General features: G+C 65.6%; 20 protein-coding genes. 13 read left to right on the forward strand and 7 right to left on the reverse strand.

Translation table 11 applies throughout. The annotated features are described in order from the left end of the window. Positions 1 to 18: 18 nt before the first annotated feature. From AC1DYC_RS28755 to AC1DYC_RS28780, 6 genes are all read right to left on the reverse strand, one after another. Positions 19 to 1248 (reverse strand): VWA domain-containing protein, encoded by a 1230-nt coding sequence (locus AC1DYC_RS28755; RefSeq protein WP_477411069.1) that lies wholly within the window; start codon positions 1246 to 1248, stop codon positions 19 to 21. A 2-nt stretch (positions 1249 to 1250) separates the two neighbouring features. After that, complete coding sequence (locus tag AC1DYC_RS28760; protein ID WP_477411070.1) at positions 1251 to 3500, reverse strand: DUF5682 family protein; 2250 nt, start codon at positions 3498 to 3500, stop codon at positions 1251 to 1253. Between the two features lie 4 nt (positions 3501 to 3504). Beyond that, the gene (locus AC1DYC_RS28765) at positions 3505 to 4584 is read right to left on the reverse strand and encodes an ATP-binding protein (protein ID WP_477411071.1); all 1080 of its coding nucleotides are present in this window, start codon (positions 4582 to 4584) and stop codon (positions 3505 to 3507) included. 19 nt (positions 4585 to 4603) lie between these two features. After that, positions 4604 to 6043: a DUF5691 domain-containing protein gene (locus tag AC1DYC_RS28770; protein ID WP_477411072.1), complete on the reverse strand. Its 1440-nt coding sequence runs from the start codon at positions 6041 to 6043 to the stop codon at positions 4604 to 4606. Then, on the reverse strand, positions 6040 to 7449 hold the full coding sequence (locus AC1DYC_RS28775) for an SWIM zinc finger family protein (RefSeq protein WP_477411073.1): 1410 nt from the start codon (positions 7447 to 7449) through the stop codon (positions 6040 to 6042). Before AC1DYC_RS28775 ends, AC1DYC_RS28770 begins: the two co-directional genes overlap by 4 nt. 95 nt (positions 7450 to 7544) lie before the next feature. Next, positions 7545 to 8084, reverse strand: coding sequence for an Lrp/AsnC family transcriptional regulator (locus tag AC1DYC_RS28780; RefSeq protein ID WP_142868845.1), 540 nt, complete (start codon positions 8082 to 8084; stop codon positions 7545 to 7547). A gap of 48 nt (positions 8085 to 8132) precedes the next feature. Between AC1DYC_RS28780 and AC1DYC_RS28785 the strand changes: the two genes are divergently transcribed. Next, complete coding sequence (locus AC1DYC_RS28785; RefSeq protein ID WP_477411074.1) at positions 8133 to 9311, forward strand: MFS transporter; 1179 nt, start codon at positions 8133 to 8135, stop codon at positions 9309 to 9311. 73 nt (positions 9312 to 9384) lie between these two features. Beyond that, entirely contained in the window at positions 9385 to 9810 is a 426-nt protein-coding gene (locus tag AC1DYC_RS28790) for a GNAT family N-acetyltransferase (RefSeq protein ID WP_477411075.1), read from the forward strand. Here the strand turns inward: AC1DYC_RS28790 and AC1DYC_RS28795 are convergent. Further along, the gene (locus tag AC1DYC_RS28795; protein ID WP_477411076.1) at positions 9807 to 10922 is read right to left on the reverse strand and encodes an anhydro-N-acetylmuramic acid kinase; all 1116 of its coding nucleotides are present in this window, start codon (positions 10920 to 10922) and stop codon (positions 9807 to 9809) included. The two genes, AC1DYC_RS28790 and AC1DYC_RS28795, sit on opposite strands and share 4 nt — an antisense overlap. A 236-nt stretch (positions 10923 to 11158) precedes the next feature. Here AC1DYC_RS28795 and AC1DYC_RS28800 point away from each other — a divergent pair, with 236 nt between their 5' ends. The 11 genes from AC1DYC_RS28800 (at position 11159) to AC1DYC_RS28850 (ending at position 22712) form a co-directional block, all read left to right on the forward strand. Beyond that, positions 11159 to 11842 carry an SDR family NAD(P)-dependent oxidoreductase gene (locus AC1DYC_RS28800; RefSeq protein ID WP_477411077.1) on the forward strand — a complete coding sequence of 228 codons (684 nt, stop codon included), beginning with the start codon at positions 11159 to 11161 and terminating at the stop codon, positions 11840 to 11842. Positions 11843 to 12014: 172 nt separating this feature from the next. Beyond that, positions 12015 to 12869: a MetQ/NlpA family lipoprotein gene (locus tag AC1DYC_RS28805; RefSeq protein WP_477411078.1), complete on the forward strand. Its 855-nt coding sequence runs from the start codon at positions 12015 to 12017 to the stop codon at positions 12867 to 12869. Positions 12870 to 12952: 83 nt separating this feature from the next. Continuing rightward, entirely contained in the window at positions 12953 to 14044 is a 1092-nt protein-coding gene (locus AC1DYC_RS28810; protein WP_477411079.1) for a methionine ABC transporter ATP-binding protein, read from the forward strand. Then, positions 14025 to 14681, forward strand: coding sequence for a methionine ABC transporter permease (locus tag AC1DYC_RS28815; RefSeq protein WP_352588987.1), 657 nt, complete (start codon positions 14025 to 14027; stop codon positions 14679 to 14681). Before AC1DYC_RS28810 ends, AC1DYC_RS28815 begins: the two co-directional genes overlap by 20 nt. 145 nt (positions 14682 to 14826) lie before the next feature. Continuing rightward, on the forward strand, positions 14827 to 15846 hold the full coding sequence (locus tag AC1DYC_RS28820; RefSeq protein ID WP_477411080.1) for an isopenicillin N synthase family dioxygenase: 1020 nt from the start codon (positions 14827 to 14829) through the stop codon (positions 15844 to 15846). A gap of 334 nt (positions 15847 to 16180) precedes the next feature. Then, a complete protein-coding gene (locus AC1DYC_RS28825) occupies positions 16181 to 17218 on the forward strand; it encodes a substrate-binding domain-containing protein (RefSeq protein WP_477411081.1) in 1038 nt (345 codons plus the stop codon). A 42-nt stretch (positions 17219 to 17260) separates the two neighbouring features. Then, the gene (locus AC1DYC_RS28830) at positions 17261 to 18532 is read left to right on the forward strand and encodes an ABC transporter substrate-binding protein (protein WP_477411082.1); all 1272 of its coding nucleotides are present in this window, start codon (positions 17261 to 17263) and stop codon (positions 18530 to 18532) included. Between the two features lie 84 nt (positions 18533 to 18616). Then, entirely contained in the window at positions 18617 to 19462 is an 846-nt protein-coding gene (locus tag AC1DYC_RS28835; protein WP_477411083.1) for a carbohydrate ABC transporter permease, read from the forward strand. Beyond that, complete coding sequence (locus AC1DYC_RS28840; RefSeq protein WP_477411084.1) at positions 19459 to 20304, forward strand: carbohydrate ABC transporter permease; 846 nt, start codon at positions 19459 to 19461, stop codon at positions 20302 to 20304. Before AC1DYC_RS28835 ends, AC1DYC_RS28840 begins: the two co-directional genes overlap by 4 nt. Before the next feature lie 21 nt (positions 20305 to 20325). Further along, positions 20326 to 21366 carry an ABC transporter ATP-binding protein gene (locus AC1DYC_RS28845; RefSeq protein ID WP_477411085.1) on the forward strand — a complete coding sequence of 347 codons (1041 nt, stop codon included), beginning with the start codon at positions 20326 to 20328 and terminating at the stop codon, positions 21364 to 21366. A gap of 23 nt (positions 21367 to 21389) precedes the next feature. After that, positions 21390 to 22712, forward strand: coding sequence for an amylo-alpha-1,6-glucosidase (locus AC1DYC_RS28850; protein WP_477411086.1), 1323 nt, complete (start codon positions 21390 to 21392; stop codon positions 22710 to 22712). The last annotated feature ends 69 nt before the right edge of the window (positions 22713 to 22781 follow it).

Raw genomic sequence — 22781 nt, forward strand, 5'->3', positions numbered from 1 at the left:
CCGCGAGCCTTCGCCGGCCTACTGCTGCGGTGTCTCCGCCTCGGCGCGGATCAGCTTGATGTCGGCGCCCGCCGCCCAGGCGCTGATATCTTCGCGGCGCAACGCCGCCGCCATCATGTCGGGAAACAGGTCGGGCGTGCAGGCGAAGACCGGAATGCCAAGCGCCGCGACCGAGGCCGACATCGCCGGATCGTAGCCCGGCCGGCCCTGGTCGGTCAGCGCCAGCAGCACCACGACATTGACGCCGGACCGGACCAGCGCCGCCAGTCGCCGCAGCAAGTCCTGGCCATTGCCGCCTTCATAGAGGTCGGTGATCAGCACGAAATGGGACTTGGTCGGCCGCTCGATGCGGTCGGCACAATAGGCGACCGCCTGGTTGATGTCGGTGCCGCCGCCGAGCTGCACGCCGAACAGCACCTCGACCGGATCGCTGAGCTCTTCGGTCAGGTCGACGATTGCCGTGTCGAAACAGACGAGCTTGGTGCGCACCACCGGCAGCGACGCCATCACAGCGGCGAAGATCGAGGCGTAGATCACCGAGCTCGCCATCGAGCCTGACTGGTCGACGCACAGCACCACCTCATCGAGATCGACCAGCCGGCGCTGCTTGCGCATGAAGCCGACCAGCTTCTCCGGCACGATGGTTTTGTGTTCGGGCTGGTAGTGGCGAAGATTGGCCGAGATGGTGCGCGGCCAGTCGATGTCGCGCTGGCGCGGGCGGTTGGTGCGTCGCGACTTGTCGAGCGCGCCGCGGATCGCCTCGGCGGTCTTCTGTTCCAGCCGCTGCATCAGCTTGGCGACGATGTCGGCGATGATGGTGCGGGCAATGTCCTTGGTCTTGGCCGGCATCACCGAGCGCAGCGAAATCAGGTCGGCGACGAGGTTGACGTCGGCCTCGATCGCCTTGAGGAATTCCGGCTCCATCAGCATCTGCTTCAGGTTCAGCCGTTCGAAGGCATCCTTCTGCACGATCTGAACGACCTGTGCCGGAAAGAAGGAGCGGATATCGCCCATCCATTGCGCGACGCGCGGCGCCGAGCGGCCAAGCCCGCCGCGCCGCTTGCGCGGGTCGGCATCGCCATTGGCGCCGTCGCCGTAAAGCGCATCGAGCGCCGACGACAGTTTTTTGTCGTCGCTGGAAAGGGCTGAGGAGGACTCGTCATCGGCGCCGATCGCCAACCGCCAGCGGCGCTCGCGCCCGCCATCGGCTGATGCTGTGGCGCCATCCGCGTTTGTCTCGTCTTCCATCATCACGCTCCGCTCGCAAGCAGGGGCCCAAGCCTCTCCAGGTGCCTGCGCCAACCCTCACCACCGTCCGGCGCCGGCGTCAGCCCGGCCGGCAGCCTGGCGGCGCGGCCGAGCACGGCCTCGATCAGCCGCCGGCGCTCCATCGAGTCCAGATTGGAGAAGACGCGGCGCAGCAGCGGCAGATGCGCAATGAAGGCATCCTCGTCGAGCGATTTCAGCCACGCATCGACCGCGCCGCGCAGACCCTCATCATAGATCAGCCGCTGACCGGCGGTGCTGAAGAAACCTTCGAAGAAACCCGCCGCCTGTGCCACCGGTGTCCCCGGCGACAGCCTGCGCCCGAGCAGCCCGGCGGCGTCCTCGGCCGACAGCTGGCCGGCCTCGTAGAGCAGATGCGCAGCGCAGCCGGCAAGCAGCGCCGTGGAGCGCGACCCATCCAGCACGCCGGTCAGCCCGTTGCGCCAGGCGTCGAGCACGTCTTCGCCGGGCTCGACCAGCCGGATCGCCGTGTCGGCCTTGCGCATCGCGCCGACCAATGTCGTCGCGGCCTGCTCGTCGAGGTCGCGCACTGCATAGGGCAGCGCGATCGCGCCTTCGACGATCAGCCGTTCCAACAAACCGGACAGCCGGTTGGTTTCGGTCTTGCGCGCCTCGCCATAGCGGATGATGTCGGCAAGCGGCGGCACCGAGGCCAGCATCTCCAGGCATTCGCTGCTGTGCGCCGCGCGCGCCTCTAGCGCCGCAAGGCCGGCGCTCGAAGCCTCCGACAGATCCGCAGTGATGGCGCTCTGGACCAGGGCTGCCAGCGTGTCGAGGCTGGTAGCGGCGCCGAGCATCTGGGTCAGGCGGCCATTGGCGGCCTTTTCGATGGTCGGGCCATAGATCAGGTTCTCGACCAGGCGCACGGCATATTCCGGCTCCCAGGCCAGCGTCCATTTTTCGCGAAACGTGCCGCGGCTGCGGCCGGCATCGGCCAGCTTGCCCCATTGCACGCCAAGCACGTTCAGCCGGTGCAGCAAGGTCGAGCGAAACAGTCCGCTGTCGCTGCGCAGGTCGACGGACAGTTCGCGCTCCAGCGCCTCCGGCTTCAGCCGCGCCGCCTTCTGGTTGCGCTGCAGATCCTCGATCAGCGGCGCCAGCGGCGTATCCGGCGGAATCTCGCCGACATCGGCACCCAACAGCAGCTCGGCTTCGACCAGTGACCACAGCACCGCCTCGCCGTTGAACAGCGCCGCGATCGCGGCATCACGCAATTCCTCGAAACCGGGTTTTGGCCGCTCGCGAATGGCGGCCAGCGTGCGGGCAAGCCGCTCGGCCTCGATCAGCGATGCCGTCGACACCAGATGCCCCTTCGCCCGCAGCACCGCCGCGATCATCGCCAGCCACAGCGTCGCGGCTTCGCGCCGCTCGCGCGTGCGCCACAGATGCTTGCACCAGCCGGGCGCAACCACGCCGGCGCCATAACCGTAGCCCAGCGCCAGCCGCGGTCCCGTCCAGGGCGCCCATGTCATCGTGCTCTTGCGCCGGGCAATTCCTTTGATCACCGCCTGGTCGTTCTTCTGCGTGTGGGTGGCCTGCAGGGCCGGCACGTGCCATGCGCCGCACACGACGGCGATCGGTCCGTCGAACTCCTTGCGCGCGGCAGCGATTTCCAGCCGCATATGCGCTTCACGTTTGGCCTCGAACGGCGCGATTGTGCCTTCGCCGTCGCGCAGCGTCGTCATCGCATCGGCGATGGCCGCGAAGATCGGACCGGGCTGCGGGTTTTGCTCGATAATGTCGGCCCACCAGCTTTCGCCATCCTCATAGCCTGCGGCCTCAGCCAGCGTGCCGATCGGATCGCGATGCGATGCCGTCTCGCCATCCGCGCCGGCTTCGTCCTTGGGCTCAGCCGTGTCGGCCTCATCGGTCTTGTCGGCGCTCTCCGTCGCCGTCGCGAACCGCGCCGACGACGGCAAGTCGATGAACCTGAGCGCCGCCTTGTTCTCCACCGCCCACACCGCCGCCTGGTATTCGGGCGAGAACTCGGCGAATGGCCAGAAGCTGGTCGCGGCCGGCTCGTCCTCGGGATAGCAAAGCAGCGCCACCGGCGGCTGCATTTCCGAACGCGCCAGCAGCGGCAGCAGTGCGGACGCGTCGCTCGGCCCTTCGATCAGCACCGCGACCGGCTGCAGGTCGCGCAGCGCCTGCACCAGGCTGGCGGCGGAGCCCGGCCCGTGATGGCGGATGCCGAAATAGGTGACGTCGCTCATGACCTCAGATCGCTGCGTTCAGCGCCGCGTAATAGCCGGCATAGTCGGGCCGCTTCTTGAGCACCGTTTCGAGATATTCCTCCAGCACCACCTTGTCCTGCACTGGGTCCTTGATGATGGCGCCGACAAGGCTGGCGGCGAGGCCTTCGGCGCCGAGCTTGCCGCTGTCGAACCACGCCGCCTGGCTGAGGCCGCCGACCATGGTGGCGATCGCCTCGGCGGTCGACAGCGAGCCCGAAGGCGTCTTCAGCGTCACCTTGCCGTCGGCGGTGGCGCCGGAGCGCAGCTCGCGGAAAATGGTCAGCACGCGGGCGATCTCCTCGCCGACATTTTTCGGCACCGGCAGGTCGAGCCCGCCAGCCATCTCGTCGACCCGTTTGGAAACGATCGCCACCTCTTCGGCCATGTCTTCTGGCAGCGGCAGCACCACCACGTTGAAGCGGCGCTTCAGCGCCGAGGATAGTTCGTTGACGCCCTTGTCGCGGTTGTTGGCGGTGGCGATGATGTTGAAGCCGCGCTGGGCGTAGATCGAGGTGTTGAGTTCCGGGATCGGCATCATCTTTTCCGACAGCACGGTGATCAGCGTGTCCTGCACGTCCGAGCCCATGCGCGTCAGCTCTTCCAGCCGGCACAGCTTGCCGCTTTCCATCGCGCGGTAGAGCGGCGTCGGCACCAGCGCGTCCTGGCTCGGGCCCTTTGCCAGAAGCTGGGCATAGTTCCAGCCATAGCGGATCTGGTTCTCATCGGTGCCGGCCGTGCACTGCACGATCAGCGTGGAATTGCCCATGATGGCGGCGGCGAGATGTTCCGACACCCAGGATTTCGCGGTGCCGGGAACGCCGAGCAACAGCAGCGCGCGATCGGTGGCAAGTGTGGCCACTGCTGTTTCCATCAGCCGGCGGCGGCCGACATACTTTGGCGATATCACGGTGCCGTCAGTCGCTTTGCCGCCGAGCAGATAGGTCAGCACGGCCTTCGGCGACAGGCTCCACCCCGCCGGCTTCTGGCGGTCGTCATTGCGCGCCAGCGCCTGCAGTTCGGACGCATAGGCCTGCTCGACCGGGAGGCGGATGGCTGCGTTCATGGTGCTGTTCTCCGATTGCTCATGTGTTGGGTCCAGGCCCGGTCAGGGCCGCGTTGAGGCGAAGGAAAGCGAGCGAGGCGGCCGCCGGCGGCATGCCGGCCGCGACAACGTCGCCGATCAGTTTTTCGGCCGTCGCCGCTGTGCCAAGAAAGCCCATCGTTTCCAGGGCGTGGTCCGCGCTTCGCTTCGCGGGCTCGTCGTTTCCCGCAACCTTGGAGCGCAGTGCCGACAGCGCCTTGCCATTTGTCAGATCGCCCCATTCAAGCCAGCTTGCCTCGGCGCCTTCCACCAGGTTGAGCGCTTCAAGATTCTGCGCGTCCTTCAGGATTTGCCTGATCAGGGTACGCTTCCTGCCGCTGTCCAGGCGCAACATGAGGTGGAAGACGAAAAGCGCCGGCTTGCCACCTTCGGCGACAAGCGTGTCCGCCAACAGCGCCACCGTGGCATCGCTGCCGGACACCGCGACCATCCGAACGAGAGACAGATCCGCTTTGTCGTCGACACCGAATTGCCATGCCTCGATAAAATCGGATTCTGTTTTGCCGAAACGCGCGGCAAGATCGACCAGGTAGCAGCTTGCAAACAGGTCGACGCGACGACTTTCCTGCGCAGCCGATTTGAGTTTTGCCGGCGTGTAGGTGGTGCGGCGGCGGATGAAGCCGGATTTGCCCTCTGCGATGAAGGCGGCGAGTTCGGTAACAGAATCGTCGGCTCCGCCATCGCCGGCGCGGCCGTGCTCGCCCAGCCTTGCCAGCAGCCGGCCCGCCAGTTCCTGCACCTTGCCGGAGCGGTCGGTGGCGAGGCTCTTCAGGAACGGCGCGTCCTGAGGCGTCAGACCGAAATGCATCAGTTCGATCAGTGCCAGCCTGATTTCCGCCGGTTCGCCCGGTGCCTTGGCTTCGATCAGGCTGCGGGCCGTGGCCGGGTCGCGGCGACGCATCTCGGCCAGCGCAATGCGCCGTGCAGCGGGATAGAAGTCGTCCCAATTCTGCGCCGTCAACTGCTCCTGCGGGGCAATCTTCAGCCCCTCGACGCTGGCCTGCCAGTCGATCCAGGGGGCGTAGACGTCAGGACTGTTTTGATCCGATGCCGCCGGCATCCAGTCCATTGGATGCAACACGTAGCCGCGGCTGGCGACAAGCGTCGCCACGCGCGCCTTACGCCGCGCATCGGCGGCATTCTTCAGGGCCGCCCGCAACAGCGGCCGTAACCGCTCCGGCAGCAGCGGCAGGCCAAGCCTTGGCAGCGGCTGGCGGCGCTTCAGCGTCTTCGGCGCCGCAGGCCGCAAGCCGACATCGAGCGCCTGCGCGGCGATCGCCAGCAACAGCCGCTCGCGTTCGTCCGGAGTTGCGCCGCCGGCGATGTCCTTCCACGCGGCTGGGGCCAGATCGAATGTGGTTCCGCCGGTGATCCAGCAGTCGCGCATCGTCGCCAGGCCGGTCAGTTCGAGCTCGTTCATGACAGATCGAGCCTCCCGAAGCCGCTTTGCGCGGCCAAGAGATCGAGCCGCGCACCGTTCCAAAGTGCTGCCGTGGCCGCGAGATCGAGGCCAAGCACTGTCTGATCGACGGTTCCGGCGACCGGCAAAGCGATACCTTGCGGGTCGTGCGCTGCTTGCCACCAGGCGGCGCCACGCTCGTCGAGCAGGATCGCACCGGCCGGCAGCATCAGCGGGCAGTCGGTGGACCAGGGTGCTGCGTCCTGATGCGATGTATGCGCCGCGAGCGGATCCTTGATGGTGCCGAGGCCGAAATCGGGCCAGGCGCCGGACGTGACATCGCCCTTGCGTTCTGCCACCAGCGCGCGCAGCGGCTGGCGCGACGGGTAGAACACCAGCCTTGCATCGAACCGGTCGCCGGGCGTGAACGCGGCCGAGCGGCGACCGGCCGAGGCCGGGAAGAAATCGAGCAGCAGGGCAAACTGAGGCGTCGGGCTTTTCAGATCGAGCAGCCAGGTCGAATGGCTGACGAGGCCGTCGCGGCGGGTTTCGATCTTCTCGCCGATGACTTCCCAATGGCTGTCGACCTGCTTTGCATCGGGATTGGCGAGTACCTGGTCGCGGGTCTCGGACGCCGACACCAGCCGCTTCAGTTCGGGATCGTCGGGTGCCGCGCGCCAGGCCTTGGCCAATAGCACCAGCTTGCCGAGTTCGCGGATCGCCGCATCCGGCCGTTCCTCGCTACGCAGCGCCATCAACCGGGCCGGGATCTCGTCGATGCGCCCGGCGAGTGCCGTCGCCTTCATGTCGACCAGCCGCGCGGCAATCCGCCGGCAGCGCTCGCTGCTGGCATCGGCAAAGGCTGAGAGGCCGAGCCGCAGCTGGTCGGCGATCCACTGGTCGAGTTCGTCCAGCGCGCCCGCCACCGCCGTTCGCGTGTCTTCCGCCCGCTTGCGCTGCGCTGCCTCACGGCGCTCAGTCGCGGCGGCGTCCTCGACGGTGCCTTCCTCCGGCTGTGCTGCCTCACCGATGCTCTTGCCGGAAGCACCGGCAGCGGCGCCCGGCGTTGCGGTGGCTGGCTGGCTTGTCGTCTTCCTGCGCCGGCCAAGCCAGTCATTCACCCATTCCGGCGTCGATTCGGCAGCGGTGAAGTTGGTCGGCGCGGTGGCGGCGATCCACATCAGCGCCAGCGTGTGCTTGCACGGAAACTTTCGCGACGGGCAGGTGCATTTGTAGCCATGGTCGCCGGTGTCGACCACGGTGCGATAGGGATTGGAGCCGGAGCCCTGGCATTCCCCCCAGATCAGTGCTTGCTGCTCGTTCTTCTCCAGCCGCGGCCAGTTCGAGCGCTTGGTCAGCTTCGAGGCGGCGCTCAGCGACGCCTGATCGGGGGCCAGCGCCTCGATGGTTTTCAGGTCGAATTCCAAGCCGCGCCTCTCGTACCCCGACAATCGCAATCACCACTATAGGGTGCCGTTTGTGAAGGATTGTTGTGGCTCCGGCAAGACGAAGATCACTCAGATCAGTACAGCGGCGTGGCCATGTGCCGGGGCGTCGGCCATTCCGTCGTGACCCCCGGTTGCACCGGACGCTCAAGATAGGTCGACAGCACGACATAGCTTCGTGTCGAGGTGACGCCGGGCGTTTCGTAGAGACGCGCCAGCAGGCCTTCGAGCGCCCTGGTGTCCTCGGTGCGAACCTTGAGCAGCATGCAGGTGTCGCCGGCCACCGAATGGATTTCCTCGACCTCAGGATATTGGGAAACGGCCATCAGCTCCGGCGTCTTGCCCCAGCCCTTGGTATCGATATGTACGAAGGTGAGCAGCGGCTTCTTCACCGCCTTGGGGTCTATGATCACCGCTGTGCCGCGGATGGCGCCGCTACGCCGCAGGCGCTTCACCCGCTCATGCGCCGCCGGCGGCGACAGGCAGACGCGTTCGCCAAGTTCGGCGTAACTGATCGTTGCATCCTCGACCAGCACGCCTAATATTTTTCGGTCGATCGCGTCGAGCTCGCGGGCGGCTACCTTGTTCTGCAGAACACCATCTGTTTCTTCATCCATAACGAAATTCCTTGTTGTCGCAGAATTTAATTCGGCCACTATGCCGATATGACGAACACACATCAAGCTGCAACGCTCCCAACAACAGCGCCGATTCCGGCGCTGGCCTATCTGCTGACCGGCTGCATCGCCGTCATCGGCTCCAACTCACTGGTTCTGGGTCCGATCGCCCCGGCGGTGGCGGCATCCTTCGGCACCAGCGTGCCGGCGGTGATGGCCGCGTCGGCCGCATTCGGTCTCGGCACCTCGGCAAGCGCTTTGTTCCTCGCCCGCTACATCGACGGTGTCGGCGCCCGCCGCATGCTGCAGGGCGCGTTGCTGTTGCTGGCTGTCGCGCTTCTCGCCAGCGCGCTGGCGCCGACGGTATTCGCGCTGGTCGCGGCGCAGGCGGTCGCCGGCCTTGCCGCCGGCGTCGCCATGCCGGCAATTTATGCCAGTGCGGCGGCCATCGCGCCGCCCGGCCGCGAAAGCGGCACCATCGGCGTCGTGCTGACCGGCTGGACCGTGTCCATGGTGGCCGGCGTTTCGCTGTCGGCCGTGCTTGCCGACCTCGTGCACTGGCGCGCCGTCTTCGCCGCCGTCGCGGTGCTTTCAGCAATTGCGCTCGCCGCCTTGTCGATGACCTCGCTCAGCGACGCCAGGAAGAGCGGCCCGGCGCCGACGCCGTTCGGTGCGCTGGCCATTCCCGGCATCGTGCCGCTGCTCATCGCGTGCACCGCCTTCATGACCGCTTTCTACGGCGTCTACGGCTATCTCGGCGATCATCTGCACCAGGATCTCGGTGAGCCCGTCAGCGCCAATGCGCTCGCCGCTCTCGCCTATGGCGCCGGCTTCGGCACGGCGGCTTTTCTCGACGGCGTGATCGATCGCATCGGCGCGCGCCGCGTCATGCCTTTCGCCTATCTCTTGGTCGCCGCGGTCTATGTCGCGATTGCGCTGGCGAGCAGCAATTTCGCGCTGATCCTCGCCATGATCGCCATATGGGGCCTTGCCAATCATTTCGGCCTGAACGTGCTGGTGATGCGGCTCACCGCGCTCGATCCGTCGCGTCGCGGCACCATCATGGGCCTGAACAGCTCCGTCACCTATCTCGCGGTCTTTATCGGCACCACCAGCTTCGGGCCGCTTTACTCGACATTCGGCTTCTCCGCCTGCGCGATTGTCGCCGCCGTGCTGATGCTGATCGCGGCTGCGGCGGGGAGCTGGCGTTCGCACGTCAGACCGTAAGCGACTGCGGCAAAGCTTGCATCTTCATCCCGTCCTTCGTTAGAGCTTGGCTCGCCATGCGAGCCGCGCCTAGATGAAGACAACACTTGAGACCACCGCCGATCCCTTGGCCGAGGATCTCGCCTTCCTGGCCGAGCGGCTGACGGCGTTCAATGACGGCGATGTCGGCCCTTCCGGCCGCAAAGCGCTCGCCGTCTTCGTGCGCGACGAGGGCGGCACGGTCGTCGCCGGCATTTCGGGCTACACCGCCTGGGGTTGGCTCTACGTGCAATGGCTGTGGGTCGATGAACGTGTGCGCGGCCGGCATATGGCCGGCGACATGCTGGACGCCGCCGAGCGCGAGGCGCTGGCGCGCGGCTGCCGGAACGCCTGGATCGACACGTTCAATCCGACGGCTGCCAAGGTCTATGAGCGGCAGGGTTACCGGCCTTTCGGCGAGCTGCCGGATTTTCCTGTCGGCCGCAGCCGCATCTTCCTGCAGAAGAAACTGGTGGCCTAACCGGCCAGCCGGCCGCCTTGCATCGGCTGCGGGACGCCGGTGGTGCTGGGAAAGCTGATCGGCAGGCCGCGCAGCACGCGCACCGCCAGGAACGCAAAACACTCGGCTTCTACGGCATCGCCTTTCCAGCCCAGCGTTTCGGCTTGGATGACCTCGACGCCGGCGCGGCTCGCCAGCATCGCCATCATCGTCGGGTTATGGCGGCCGCCGCCGCTGACCGCCAGCCGCTTCGGCCGGCGCGGCAACAGGTCGAGCGCCTTTCTGACGGCCGAAACGGTGAAGGCCGTCAGCGTCGCCGCGCCGTCCTCGACGCCGAGCCCGTCGGCCATCGCTGCTGTAAAGTCGAAACGGTCGAGCGATTTCGGATAGGGTTTTGTCAGGTAAGGATGCTGCAGCAATTTGGCCAGCCGTGCTTCGTCGACCTTGCCAGCCGCGCCCAGCCTGCCGTCGCGGTCCATCTCGCCGAGGCCCTTCGCCTTTATGAAATCGTTGAGCGGCGCATTGGCCGGGCCGGTGTCGAAGGCGACGACATTGTCCTTGCCGTCCCACCAGGTGATGTTGCCGACGCCGCCAAGATTGAGCACGGCGGTGTCGCCGCTGGCATCGACCTCCCTCAGCAGCGCCGCGTGATAGGCGGCCGCCAGCGGCGCGCCCTGGCCGCCGGCGCGCACATCGGCCGAGCGGAAGTCGTAGGCGACCTTGGCGCCGAGGATCGAATGCATCAGCTCGCCGTCGCCCAGCTGGCGCGTATCGCCGCGCCGCCCGGGTTGCGGGGCGCGATGCAGCACGGTCTGGCCGTGGAAGCCGACGACGCCGATATCGGCCATTGTCAGTCCGTAGCTTTCGACGAGATCCTTCACCGCCGCCGACTGCGCCCGCGTCAGTGCCTCTTCGGCTTCGGCAAAGATCGCCGGCTCCGACCCGTCGAAATTCCACGCCCTCGCCTGGCGCAGCGTCTCTTCCAGCAAGGTGCGAATCGATTGCGGGTAGGGGGCCAGCGTATAGGTGCCGAAATCGGCGATGCGCTCGCCATCGGTCTTGATCAGCGCGACGTCGATATTGCCGTCAAGCACGGTGCCGGTCATCAGGCCGACGGCCCAGATTGGTTCCATGGTCGATTCCCTTGCGACACCGTTTGCGATTCCAACGGGAATCACCTGTCGGACGGATTGGCTCGTCAGGCAAGACCTTGGCCGACGCCTGCTCGAACTTGCCGGCAGCCTTTTTCGCCGAACAGCGAAAATCGAGCAACGCCGTTCTTGTCTCTTGCCGCTCAAGACGCCAGCTATGGGACGAGCGACATCGGCATATGCCGATGTCCGTACACAATCACCAAGGGAGAAACGACATGGCATCCGAAGTTGCAGTGATCGCCGGCGCGGGCGCGGGCCTGAGCGCCTCGCTGGCCCGCCTTCTCACCGCGGAAGGCTATCGCGTCGTGCTGGCCGCGCGCAACACGGCCAAGCTCGCGGCGCTGGTCGAGGAGACCGGCGCGCTGGCCGTCGAAACCGATGTCGCCGACCCGGCCTCCGTCGCAAGCCTGTTCGAGGCCGCCGACAAGCAAGGCCCGCTGGCGCTGGCCGTCTTCAACGCCAGCGGCCGCACCCGCGGCCCGATCGCCGAGGTTGATGCCGAGGCGGTCAAGCAGGCGCTGCTGGTGGGCGCCTATGGCGGCTTCCTGATCGGCCAGCAGGCGGCGCGGCGGCTGCTTTCGCGCGGCTCCGGCTCGATCCTGTTCACCGGCGCTTCCGCCAGCATCAAGGGTTTTCCCAACTCCGCCGGCTTTGCCATGCCGAAATTCGGCCTGCGCGGCCTGGCGCAATCCATGGCTCGCGAACTTTTCCCGAAGAACATCCATGTCGCGCATTTCATCATCGACGGCCAGATCGCAGCAGCGGGACGGACGCCCGAGCGGCCGGACAGCCAGCTGTCGCCCGATGCGATCGCGCAGACCTATCTCGCAACCCATCGCCAGCATCGCAGCGCCTGGAGTTTCGAGGTCGAGCTGCGGCCCTGGGTCGAGACATTCTGATCGGTTAGGCAGGGCCGTTCTCGTGAACGTGAAATCTTTGAGAGAATATTCCCGGCTTCGTGTTTGAGAAGAAATGCGGTTCGTTGATCCGGCAGAGAGCATTGCCGATGATGTCGTCAAGGCTTGGTATTCCACCAAGCCGCAATGACTTCAGGATTACGAGGGATCGACAATGTCCGAACGCGGAAACGCTTCCAATTCTCTTCTTTTTTCGGCCATCGGCCGGCGGGCTGCCCTTGCGGCACTTTTCGTCTCGGCCGTGACACTTGTTGGCCTGGCGCAGCCGACGCCGTCCTTCGCCGAGGACAAGAAGTCGATCAAGGTCGGCATAATCAGTGGCGAGGATGAAGATGTCTGGCGTGTCGTCGTCGCCCAGGCCGCCGAAAAGGGCCTCGCCATCGAGACCGTGGTGTTCAACGACTACACTCAGCCCAACGAGGCGCTCGAGCGTGGCGAGATCGACGCCAACGCCTTCCAGCACCAGCCCTATCTCGACAACCAGATCAAGACCCAAGGGTATCATATCGTGCGCGTCGGCTACACCGGCGTCTGGCCGATCGGCCTCTACTCCAAGAAATACACCAAGGTTGCCGACCTGCCGGAAGGCGCGGTCATCGGCCTGCCGAACGACCCCTCCAATGAAGGCCGCGCGCTGCGCGTCCTGCAGAACGAAGGCGTGATCAAGCTGAAGGACGGCACCGGCATCCTGGCGACCACCGCCGACATTGCCGAGAACCCGAAGAAGGTCGTCATCAAGGAGCTCGACGCCGGTATTGTCGGGCGCTCGGTCGAGGATCTCGACGCGGCCGTCGTCAACACCGACTGGGCGCTGAAGAGCGGCCTCGGCCCGGACAACCGCATCGCTCAGGAGCCGGTGGCCGACAATCCCTACCGCAACTTCATCGCCGTCAAATCCGGCAATGAGAACGAGGCCTGGGTGAAGACGCTGGTCGCCTCCTACCAGAACGAGAAGGTCAAGGCGGAGTTCGACAAGGTCTACAAAGGCACCGGGATCAGCGCCTATTGATCGGCGCTTGGCTGTCAGGAGCAGGCGGCCCGCTTTTGAGCGGGCCGCTGTCGCATTTTCGTACCGTTGAAACGGACGGTGAGATGAACCAGCACGTCACGGCCGAACGGGTCGATCCGGTCCAAATATCTGCTGCCGGGCAGGAAGATGTCGTCCGTCTTGTCGATCTGAAGCGGCGCTTCGGCGCGACGCCGGCGCTCGACGGCGTTTCGCTGACGGTGAAGAAGGGCGAGATCCTCGGCATAATCGGCCGCAGCGGTGCCGGCAAGTCGACGCTGATCCGCTGCCTCAACGGGCTGGAGCGGCCGGATTCCGGCGACGTCTTCATCGAGGGCCGTGAGATCGGCCGGCTTGGCGAGCGTGAGCTGCAGCCACTGCGGCGGCGCATCGGCATGATTTTCCAGCACTTCAACCTTTTGTCGGCCAAGACCGTCGAGGACAATGTCGCGCTGCCGCTGAAGATCGAGGGCCGCCCGAAGGCAGAACGGCTGGCGCGCGCCGCCGAACTGCTCGATCTCGTCGGCCTGTCGGAAAAGGCAAAAGCCTACCCATCCTCGCTGTCGGGCGGCCAGAAGCAGCGCGTCGGCATTGCCAGGGCTTTGGCCGCGCGACCGGCGCTGCTCTTGTCCGACGAAGCGACCTCGGCGCTCGACCCGGAGACCACGCGCTCGATCCTGGCCTTGCTGAAGGACATCAACCGTCAGCTTGGCCTGACCATCCTGCTTATCACCCACGAGATGGAGGTGATCCGCTCGATCGCCGACCGCGTTGCGGTGATCGATGCAGGGCGTATTGTCGAGCAAGGCCCGGTCTGGTCGGTTTTTGCAGAACCGCGCTCCGAAATCACCAGGAGCCTGCTTGGTGGCATCCGCCCGCAACTGCCGGCCGAGATTGCCAGCCGGCTTGTTCCGGGTGACGGCGCCGAGCTCATCCTCAGGATCGACGTCGCCGGCGAGGCCGCGCGTGGCCCGCTGCTGTCCGATCTCGCGGTGGCGGTGCCGGGTCCGTTCCGCCTGGTGCATGGCGGCATCGACCATGTCCAGCAGCAGCCTGTCGGCACGCTGTTCGTGGCGGTGGCGGGCAACGATGCAGGCCATCTCGCTGACGTGATCACATTCCTGAAGGCTCGCGACGCGCGGGTGGAGGTGCTTGGCCATGTCGCCGGTTCTGTTTGAACTTCTGCTGCGTTCGATCTGGGAGACCGTCCTGATGACGGCCGCGTCGGGCCTTATCTCGCTGGTCTTCGGCCTGCCGCTCGGTCTGGCCTTGATCGCCACCGAGCGCGGCGGCATCGCTGAAAACATCTGGGTGAACCGCGCACTCGGCGCCGTCATCAACGGCTTCCGCTCAGTGCCGTTCATCATCCTGCTGGTGGCGCTGATCCCGGTGACGCGGCTGATCGTCGGTACCTCGATCGGCACCTGGGCAGCCATCGTACCGCTGTCGATCGCCGCGACGCCCTACTATGCCCGCATCGCCGAAGTGTCGCTGCGCGAAGTCGATCGCGGACTGATCGAGGCGGCGCGCGCCATGGGCGGCAACCGCTGGACGATCATCCGCGAGGTGCTGGTGCCGGAAGCTTTGCCCGGCATCGTCGCCGGTTTCACGGTGACATTGGTGACGCTGATCGGCGCCTCGGCCATGGCTGGCGCCATCGGCGCCGGCGGCCTTGGCGACCTTGCCATCCGCTACGGCTACCAGCGTTTTGAGACCAGCGTCATGGTCGCCGTGGTCATCGTGCTGATCATCCTCGTCTGCGGCATCCAGTGGATTGGCGACCGGCTGGTCGCAAGGCTGGATCGGCGCGGATGAGCGTCCGCGAACATTATTTGCCGGCAGGCTGCCAAAGGTAGCGCCGGCTTTCTTCATTCGCCTTGAGATTGGATTGCGCATTGCTTTGATTGAACCAGCCTGCGTGCCACCGTGACAACGGGGCCGGCAAACAAGGAGCTTGACCATGCCCAGGATCGTACCCGTGCTCGATCTCAGCCGTCTCGAACAGGGCGCCTCCGAGCACCGAACGTTTCTGTTCGACCTGCGCACGGCCGCGCGCGACGTCGGGTTCTTCTATTTGACCGGCCACGGCATATCGGCTGCCGACACCGCCGAGGTGCTCGACGCCTCGCGACGGTTCTTTGCCTTGCCGGAGGCCGACAAGCTGGCGATCGAAATGGTCAAATCCTCGCAGTTTCGCGGCTACACCCGCGCCGGCGGCGAGCTCACCAAAGGCAAGGCCGATTGGCGCGAACAGCTCGACATCGGCGTCGAGCGGCCAGCCATCCCGCAAGGCCCCGGCGTGCCCGCCTGGACGCGGCTGCAAGGGCCGAACCAGTGGCCGGCAGCACTGCCCGAACTGAAGCCGGCGCTGCTGGCGTGGCAGACCAAGGCGACCGCCGTGGCGATCCGTCTGCTCAGGGCCTTCGCTCTGTCGCTTGACCAGGCCGAGGACGCCTTCGATCCGATCTACCGCAATGAGCCCAACCACCGCATGAAGATCGTTCGCTATCCCGGCCGCAACGCCACCGGTGACGACCAGGGCGTCGGCGCGCACAAGGATGGCGGCTTCCTGACGCTTCTGCTGCAGGACGAGAACAAGGGCCTGCACGTCGAATATGACGGCAGCTGGGTCGATGTCGATCCGCTGCCCCATACGCTGGTGGTCAACATCGGCGAACTGCTCGAACTGGCCTCGAACGGCTATCTCCGCGCGACCGTGCATCGCGTGGTGACGCCGCCGGCCGGGGTCGAGCGGATCTCTGTTCCGTTCTTCTTCAGCGCCCGGCTCGACGCGACCATCCCGCTGCTCGAACTGCCCGAGGAACTGGCGGCCGAGGCGCGGGGGCCGGCCAGCGATCCCGACAATCCGCTGTTTCGCAATGTCGGCACCAACGTGCTGAAAAGCCGCCTGCGCTCGCATCCCGACGTGGCGCGCCGGCACTATGCCGATCTCCTGGAGACCGGCGCCTCAGCCACTTGAAGTGATTTGGGGCGGAACAAATTTCTGCATCTTGCGGCTGTTTTAGAAAGCCGTTTGTCGCCAACCTCCGCGAATACGCGCATATAGGAATTATCGTTCGGCGGTTTCCTCCCATTCCACCGGACGGTGTTCCCCTCTGAAGGTTCTTGACCTTCTTTTTTGGCCGGGCCGCTTTCGCGCCCGGCCTTTTTCTTTGTTCAACGGCCGACAACCGGCTTCGACACGCATCGTCGCTTGAGAACGGTGCGGCAGTCTCTTCAGTCAAACTTAAAACGTTTGCATTTTGCCAAAAGCCAATTACAAACGTTTCAAACAGTTCGTTCGGGAGGAACGATTGCCACCCCGCGTCACCACGCTGAAAGAGCTTGCGGCAAGCCTCGACCTGTCGATAACGACAGTGTCGCGGGCGCTTGCCGGGCATGAGCAGATCGCGCTGAAGACACGCGAGCGTGTCGCGCAAGCGGCGCGCCAGGCCGGCTATGTCCCCAACACGGCGGCGCGCACGCTGGTCTCCGGCCGCAGCGGTTTCGTCGGTCTGGTGCTGCCGGTCAGGGGCCCAAACCTGGTCGATTCCTTCCTTGGCGAATTCGTCACCGGGCTCGGCGAAGGGCTGGTGTCGCACGGCGCCGACCTCATCCTTGCCACTGCAGCGCTTGGCCATTCCGAACTGTCGGTGCTGCGCCATGTCGTCGAATCCGGGCGCGCCGACGGCGTCGTCGTCACCCGCATCGCCGAGGTCGACGAGCGGCTGACCTATCTGCGCGAGCGCGGCTTTCCCTTCGTCGCACATGGCCGGCTGCTCGACAGCGACTTTACCTACAACTGGCTCGACACCGATGGCGCGCACGCCTTTGGCGAGGCCTTCGACATGCTCTACGATCTCGGCCACCGCCATTTCGGCCTGGTGACGATCTCCGAGCCGATGACGTTCCGCCACCTGCGGCAGGACGGTCTTGCCGCCGCCATCGGCCGCCGTGGCGATCCATCGGTGCGCCTCGATGTGGCGACGGCGCCGCGCTTCGACCGCGGCGCCCGCATCCAGGCGATCAACCGCATGCTGCAAGGCACGGACCGGCCGACCGCTGTCATTGCCCTTTTCGACGAGTTGGCGCTGACGGTGATGGAGGAGGCGGCGCGCGCCGGCCTCAGCGTGCCGCGCGACCTCTCCGTGATCGGCTTCGACAATGTCGTTGCCTCGGCCTATGCGCCGCCCGGCCTCACCACCTTCGACGCCTCGATCCGCCAGTGCGCGCGCGAGATCGCCGACATGCTGCTCACCGTCATAGCGGAGCGGCCTGCCGCGCCGCTGACGCGGCTGATCCGGCCGACGCTGGTGCCGCGCGCCAGCCATGGGCCCGCACCGCGCACATGAAACTGACGCCGCAACGACGGCGCATATCCAGGGAGGAAGACCATGATGAAGATGTTGAGGACATTGGCAGGCGCCGCGCTGGCGCTGTCGCTGGCCGCCGGCGGTGCGCAGGCGCAGCAGGTGCTGTTCTGGTCGACGCAGGCGCGCCCGGTCGAGGAAACCCAGAAGATGCGCGACGCGGTGCTGAAAGGCTTTGATGGCGCCGTCGACTATCAGGTCGCCGAGGACGGCCCCTGGCTCACCCGCCTGCAGGCAGAACTGCAGGCCGGCACCGGCACCATCGGTCTGCTTGGTGGCCTGCATGGCGACTTCTCGACCGTCGGCGCCAACCTCATCGATCTCTCGGCCGTCGATGTCGGCGGGGTCAAGGTCAACGAGGCCTACAAGAAGCTCGGCACGCTCGGCACCGGTGAGCAGAAATACATGCCGTGGATGCAGGCCACCTATTTGATGGCGGCCAACAAGCAGGCGCTCCAATATCTGCCGCAAGGCGTCGATCTCAACACCATCACCTACGACCAGTTGATCGAATGGTCGAAGAACATCGCCGAAAAGACCGGCTCGCCGAAATTCGGTTTTCCCGGCGGTCCGAAGGGGCTGAAGCATCGCTTCTTCGAGGGTTTTCTCTACCCGTCCTACACCGGTTCGATGGTGACCAAGTTCCGCTCGCCGGAGGCGGAGACTGCATGGAACAAATTCAAGGAGCTGTGGCAGTACACCAACCCGAATTCGACCAACTACGCCTTCATGCAGGAGCCCTTGCTGTCGGGTGAAGTGTGGGTGGCGTTCGACCATGTCGCGCGGCTAGCCGATGCCTTCAACCAGAAGCCGGACGAGTTCGTCGCCTTTCCCGCGCCTGCGGGTCCCGCCGGCCGCGGCTTCATGCCGGTCGTCGCCGGCGTTGCCATCCCCAAGACATCGCCGGATGTCGACAAGGCCAAGGCGTTGGTCGCCTATATGCTGAAGCCGGAGACGCAGATTGCGACGCTGAAAGCGACCAATTTCTTTCCGGTCGTCGACGTCAAGCTGCCCGACGACATGCCGGCCTCGGTGAAAGCATTCGGCCCGGCGATCGCCACCATGACCGGCGCACCCGACGCGCTGCCGGCGCTGCTGCCGATGGGGCTCGGCGATCTCGGCGGCAAGTTCAACCAGGTCTACACCGATAGCTTCGAGCGCATCGTGCTCGGCGGCGAAGACGTCCATAGCGTGCTCGAAGAGCAGGCGGCCGCACTCAAGGCGCTCATCGACCAGGCCAAGGCGCCATGCTGGGCGCCCGACAAGCCATCCACGGGTGCCTGCCCGGTGGAATAGCAACCAGCCAGATCCTCCCGAGGGGGCGTCCGGAGTTTGTTGCACTCCGGGCGCCCAGACCGCGGCGCTGCAAAGGACACCACCATGCATGGCAAGGCTCTGCCCTATCTACTGCTGATGCCGGCGACCTTGTTCCTGTGCGTTTTCTTCCTCTACCCCTTCGTGCTGGTCGCCTTCGAGGCGGTGACCCGAGACGGCGCTTTCACCCTCGACAATTTCCGCGCCATGGCCGGCAGCTGGAAGTTTCCGGTCACCGTGCGCAACACGTTGCTGCTGGCGGCCATCGTCGTGCCGATCCAGCTCACCATGGCGCTGCTTATGGCGAGCGTGGTGTCGCGGCTGGAGACCGGGCGCAGTGCAGCGCTCTACATCTTCGCCATCCCGCTTGGCATTTCCGATCTCGCCGCCGGTCTGATCTGGCTCGCCATCTTCGACCAGTCCGGCTTCCTCAACACATTGCTTTCCCATCTCGGCGTCGTCGATCGCCCGGTCATGTTCCTCGGCTACCAAAGCAAGCTCACCATCTTCATCGCCGTGGCGCTGGCCGAGATCTGGCGCGCCACCGCCATCATGATGGTCATTCTCGTCGCCGGCATGGGGCTGATCCCCAAGGAATATTACGAGGCGGCGGAAGTGTTCGGCGCCGGGCCGTGGAAGCGGTTCGTGCGCATCACGCTGCCGCTGCTGCGCCCCAGCCTGCAGACGGCGATCATCCTGCGCGTCATCCTTGCCTTCGAGGTGTTTGCCGTGGTCGCAGCCCTTGGCGGCACCAACCTGCCGGTGCTGATGGGCGAGACCTATAACTGGCAATTCACGCTGCAGGATCGCAATGTCGCCGCCGCCTCGGCGCTGCTCATCCTCGCCATCTCGATCGGCTTCACGCTGTTCTTCCTCAGAGTGCTACGCGTACCCAAAGAGGCCCGCATATGAGCGCCGTTGCCGAGACACGGGTCGCAGCAGTCGCGGACGCCCGCAAGGCCGGCGACTGGCTGCTTGTCGCCACGGCGATCCTGCTCAGCGTCTGGGTGCTGCTGCCGATCTATCTCCTGATCGTCAACGCGCTGTCGTCGCCGGACGCGGTGACCGCCTTCCCCAAGCGTTTCTTCCCCGCCTTCGATCTCGGCAGTCTTTCGTTCTTCGTCAATTTCGCCGGCGTCGCCAGGGCGCTGTGGAACTCGGTTCTGGTCGCCACGCTGACGATGATCCTGTCGATCGGCTTCGGCGCGCCGGCAGGTTACGCTCTGTCGCGTTTCGATTTTCCCGGCAAGGGCACGTTCCGCTTCCTTGTGCTGATGACGCGGGCCTTCCCGCTGCCGCTGCTGGCCCTGCCGCTGGCGGTGATGTTCATCCGCACCGGCCTCGACGACACCGCGATCGGCCTGGCGCTGGTCCACACCACGCTGGCGCTGCCCTTCGCCGTGCTGATCACCTTCTCGCTGTTCTCCGGCATTCCGGTCGAACTGGAGGAGGCCGCCTGGACGCTCGGCTGCACCAGACTGCAGGCGTTTCGCAAAGTCATCCTGCCGCTGGCATTGCCTGGCATCGCGGCGTCTGCGGTCTTTGCCTTCACCATCTCCTGGAACGAGGTGTTTGCCGCCGCCGTGCTCACCATCGAGAACCGCACGCTGACCGCTTTCCTTCTGCAGAGCCTCGGCGAGTCGCCGCTCTATCTCAAATTCGCCGGCGGCGCGGCCCTGGTCGTGCCGGCGCTGATCTTCATCTTCGCCGTCCGCAAATATCTGTTCGCCATGTGGGGGATCGCCAACCGATGATACGCGACACGGAGAAGGCTCATGGCTGAGATCGCGATCAAGGGCGTCGCCAAACGCTTCGGCGGCTTCACCGCTTTGCATCAGGTCGACCTCAGCATCGCTGATCAGGAATTCATGGTGCTGCTCGGCGCTTCCGGCTGCGGCAAGACCACGCTGCTCCGCATCGTTGCCGGACTGGAGACGCCGAGCCAGGGCGAGGTCTGGATCGGCGGCCGCCGCGTCGACCATCTGCCGCCGCGCGAGCGCGGCATCGCCATGGTGTTCCAGAACTATGCCGTCTTCCCGCATCTGACCGTCTTCGAGAACATCGCCTTCGGCCTGCGCATGAAGAAGCTGCCGCAGGCCGACGTCGAGCGCCGCGTCAACCGCACCGCCGAACTCATGCATATCGAGCAATTGCTAAAACGTTATTCCGGTCAGCTGTCCGGCGGCCAGCGCCAGCGTGTCGCCGTTGCCCGCGCGCTCGCCATGGAGCCCGACGTCATCCTGATGGACGAGCCGCTGTCCAACCTCGACGCCCTGCTGCGGCTCGAAATGCGCGCCGAACTCAAGGGCGTGCTGGCGGCGTCGAAGACCACCACCATCTATGTCACCCACGACCAGGTCGAGGCGATGAGCCTTGCCGACCGCATCGCCGTCATGCATCAGGGCCGCATCGTCCAGGCCGCGTCGCCGGTCGAGGTCTACCGCAACCCGGCGGCGCGTTTCGTCGGCTCGTTTATCGGCAATCCGCCGATGAATTTTATCCCGGCGGTGAAGGCTGCAAACGGCAGCTGGAGCGTTGCCGGGCTGACGCTGCCCGGTCCGAAATCGGACAAGCAGAAAATCGAGTTCGCCATCCGCCCGGAGGATGTAGACGCCGGCAGCGAAGGCCTGCACGCCACCGTGCGTGTCATCGAGCCGCTCGGGCCGCATACGCTGGTGACCTGCGATGTCGAGGGCGGCCTGTTCCGCGCCATCCTGGAATCGAATGCCAGCGTCAAGGTTGGCGAGCAGCTGCGACTGGCGCCCAAACCCGATCGCATCCGCTGGTTCGATCCCGAAACCACCAACGCCCTTTGATCCCTTAGAGAATGAACGCATCCATGACTTCACTTGCCGTCGACGAGACCATCGCCCGCGCCGTCGAGGTGCTGAGGGAAAACGACCATGGCGACTACACCATTCCGACCAAGGGCCTCTACCCCTTCCAGTGGAACTGGGATTCCTGCCTGACCGCGCTTGGCCTTGCCCACTATGACGAGGCGCGCGCCTGGACCGAGATCGATACGTTGTTTGCCCACCAATGGCCGGACGGCATGGTGCCGCACATCATCTTCCATGTCTGGAACGACGGCTATTTTCCCGGGCCCGATGTCTGGCGCACCAATCGCCCGACCGCCACGTCCGGCATCACCCAGCCGGCGGTCGCCGGCTTTGCCGTGCGCCGCCTGTTCGATCGCGCGAGCGACAGGACATTGGCGGCGGAGCGGGCGCGCGCGCTGCTGCCGAAGATCGATGCCTGGCACCGCTGGTTCTACGAAAACCGCGACCCCAAGGGCGAAGGACTGGTTGCCATCATCCATCCCTGGGAATCCGGCCGCGACAACTCGATCGACTGGGACGACGCCTTCGAACGCGTGCCGACCGAAGGCGTCGAACCTTATACGCGCCGCGACACCTTGCACGCCGATCCGGCGCATCGGCCGACCAAAGAGCAGTACGACCGCTATCTCTGGCTGCTGCAGCATTTTCGCGCACTCGGCTGGGACAATGCCAGGCTGCATGACGCCTCGCCGTTCCAGGTCGTCGATCCCGGCTTCAACGCCATCCTGATCCGCGCCTGCGCCGATCTTGCCGATCTCGCCGAAGCGCTGGGTGAGAGCGAGATCGCCAAAGCCAATCGCGCCCGTGCCGCAAAAGGCCTGGCGGCGATGGAGCGGCTGTGGAGCGACGCACACGGCCAGTATCTTTGCCTCGACCGCATCACCGGCAAGCTCATCGACAGCGCCTCCGTCGGCGGCATTTTGGCCGCCTTCGCGGCCATTCCTGAAAGACGATCGGCGGCGCTCGCGGCACGCGTAGAGCAGCTTGCCGGCAGAGCGCGCTATGTCGTGCCCTCGCACGATCCCGACGATCCGCGCCTCGACGCCAAGCGCTACTGGCGCGGCCCGGTCTGGCTGGTCGTCAACTACATGATCGCCGACGGCCTCACTGCTGCCGGCCATGGCGATGTCGCGCAACACATCACGCAGTCCAGCCTCGACCTGATCGGCGAAAGCGGCTTTGCCGAATATTACGACCCGCTCACCGGCGAACCACTCGGCGGCGGCCGCTTCACCTGGACAGCGGCAATGGTGATCGAGTTTTTGCGCGGGGCGCCTCTCTTCCCTTCTCCCCTTGTGGGAGAAGGTGGATCGGCGCGGTAGCGCCGAGACGGATGAGGGGTGTTCCAGGGAACGCCAACGTCTCACTCCGCTGGAACACCCCTCATCCGA

It is taken from the genome of Mesorhizobium sp. P2_E7 (assembly GCF_056403855.1).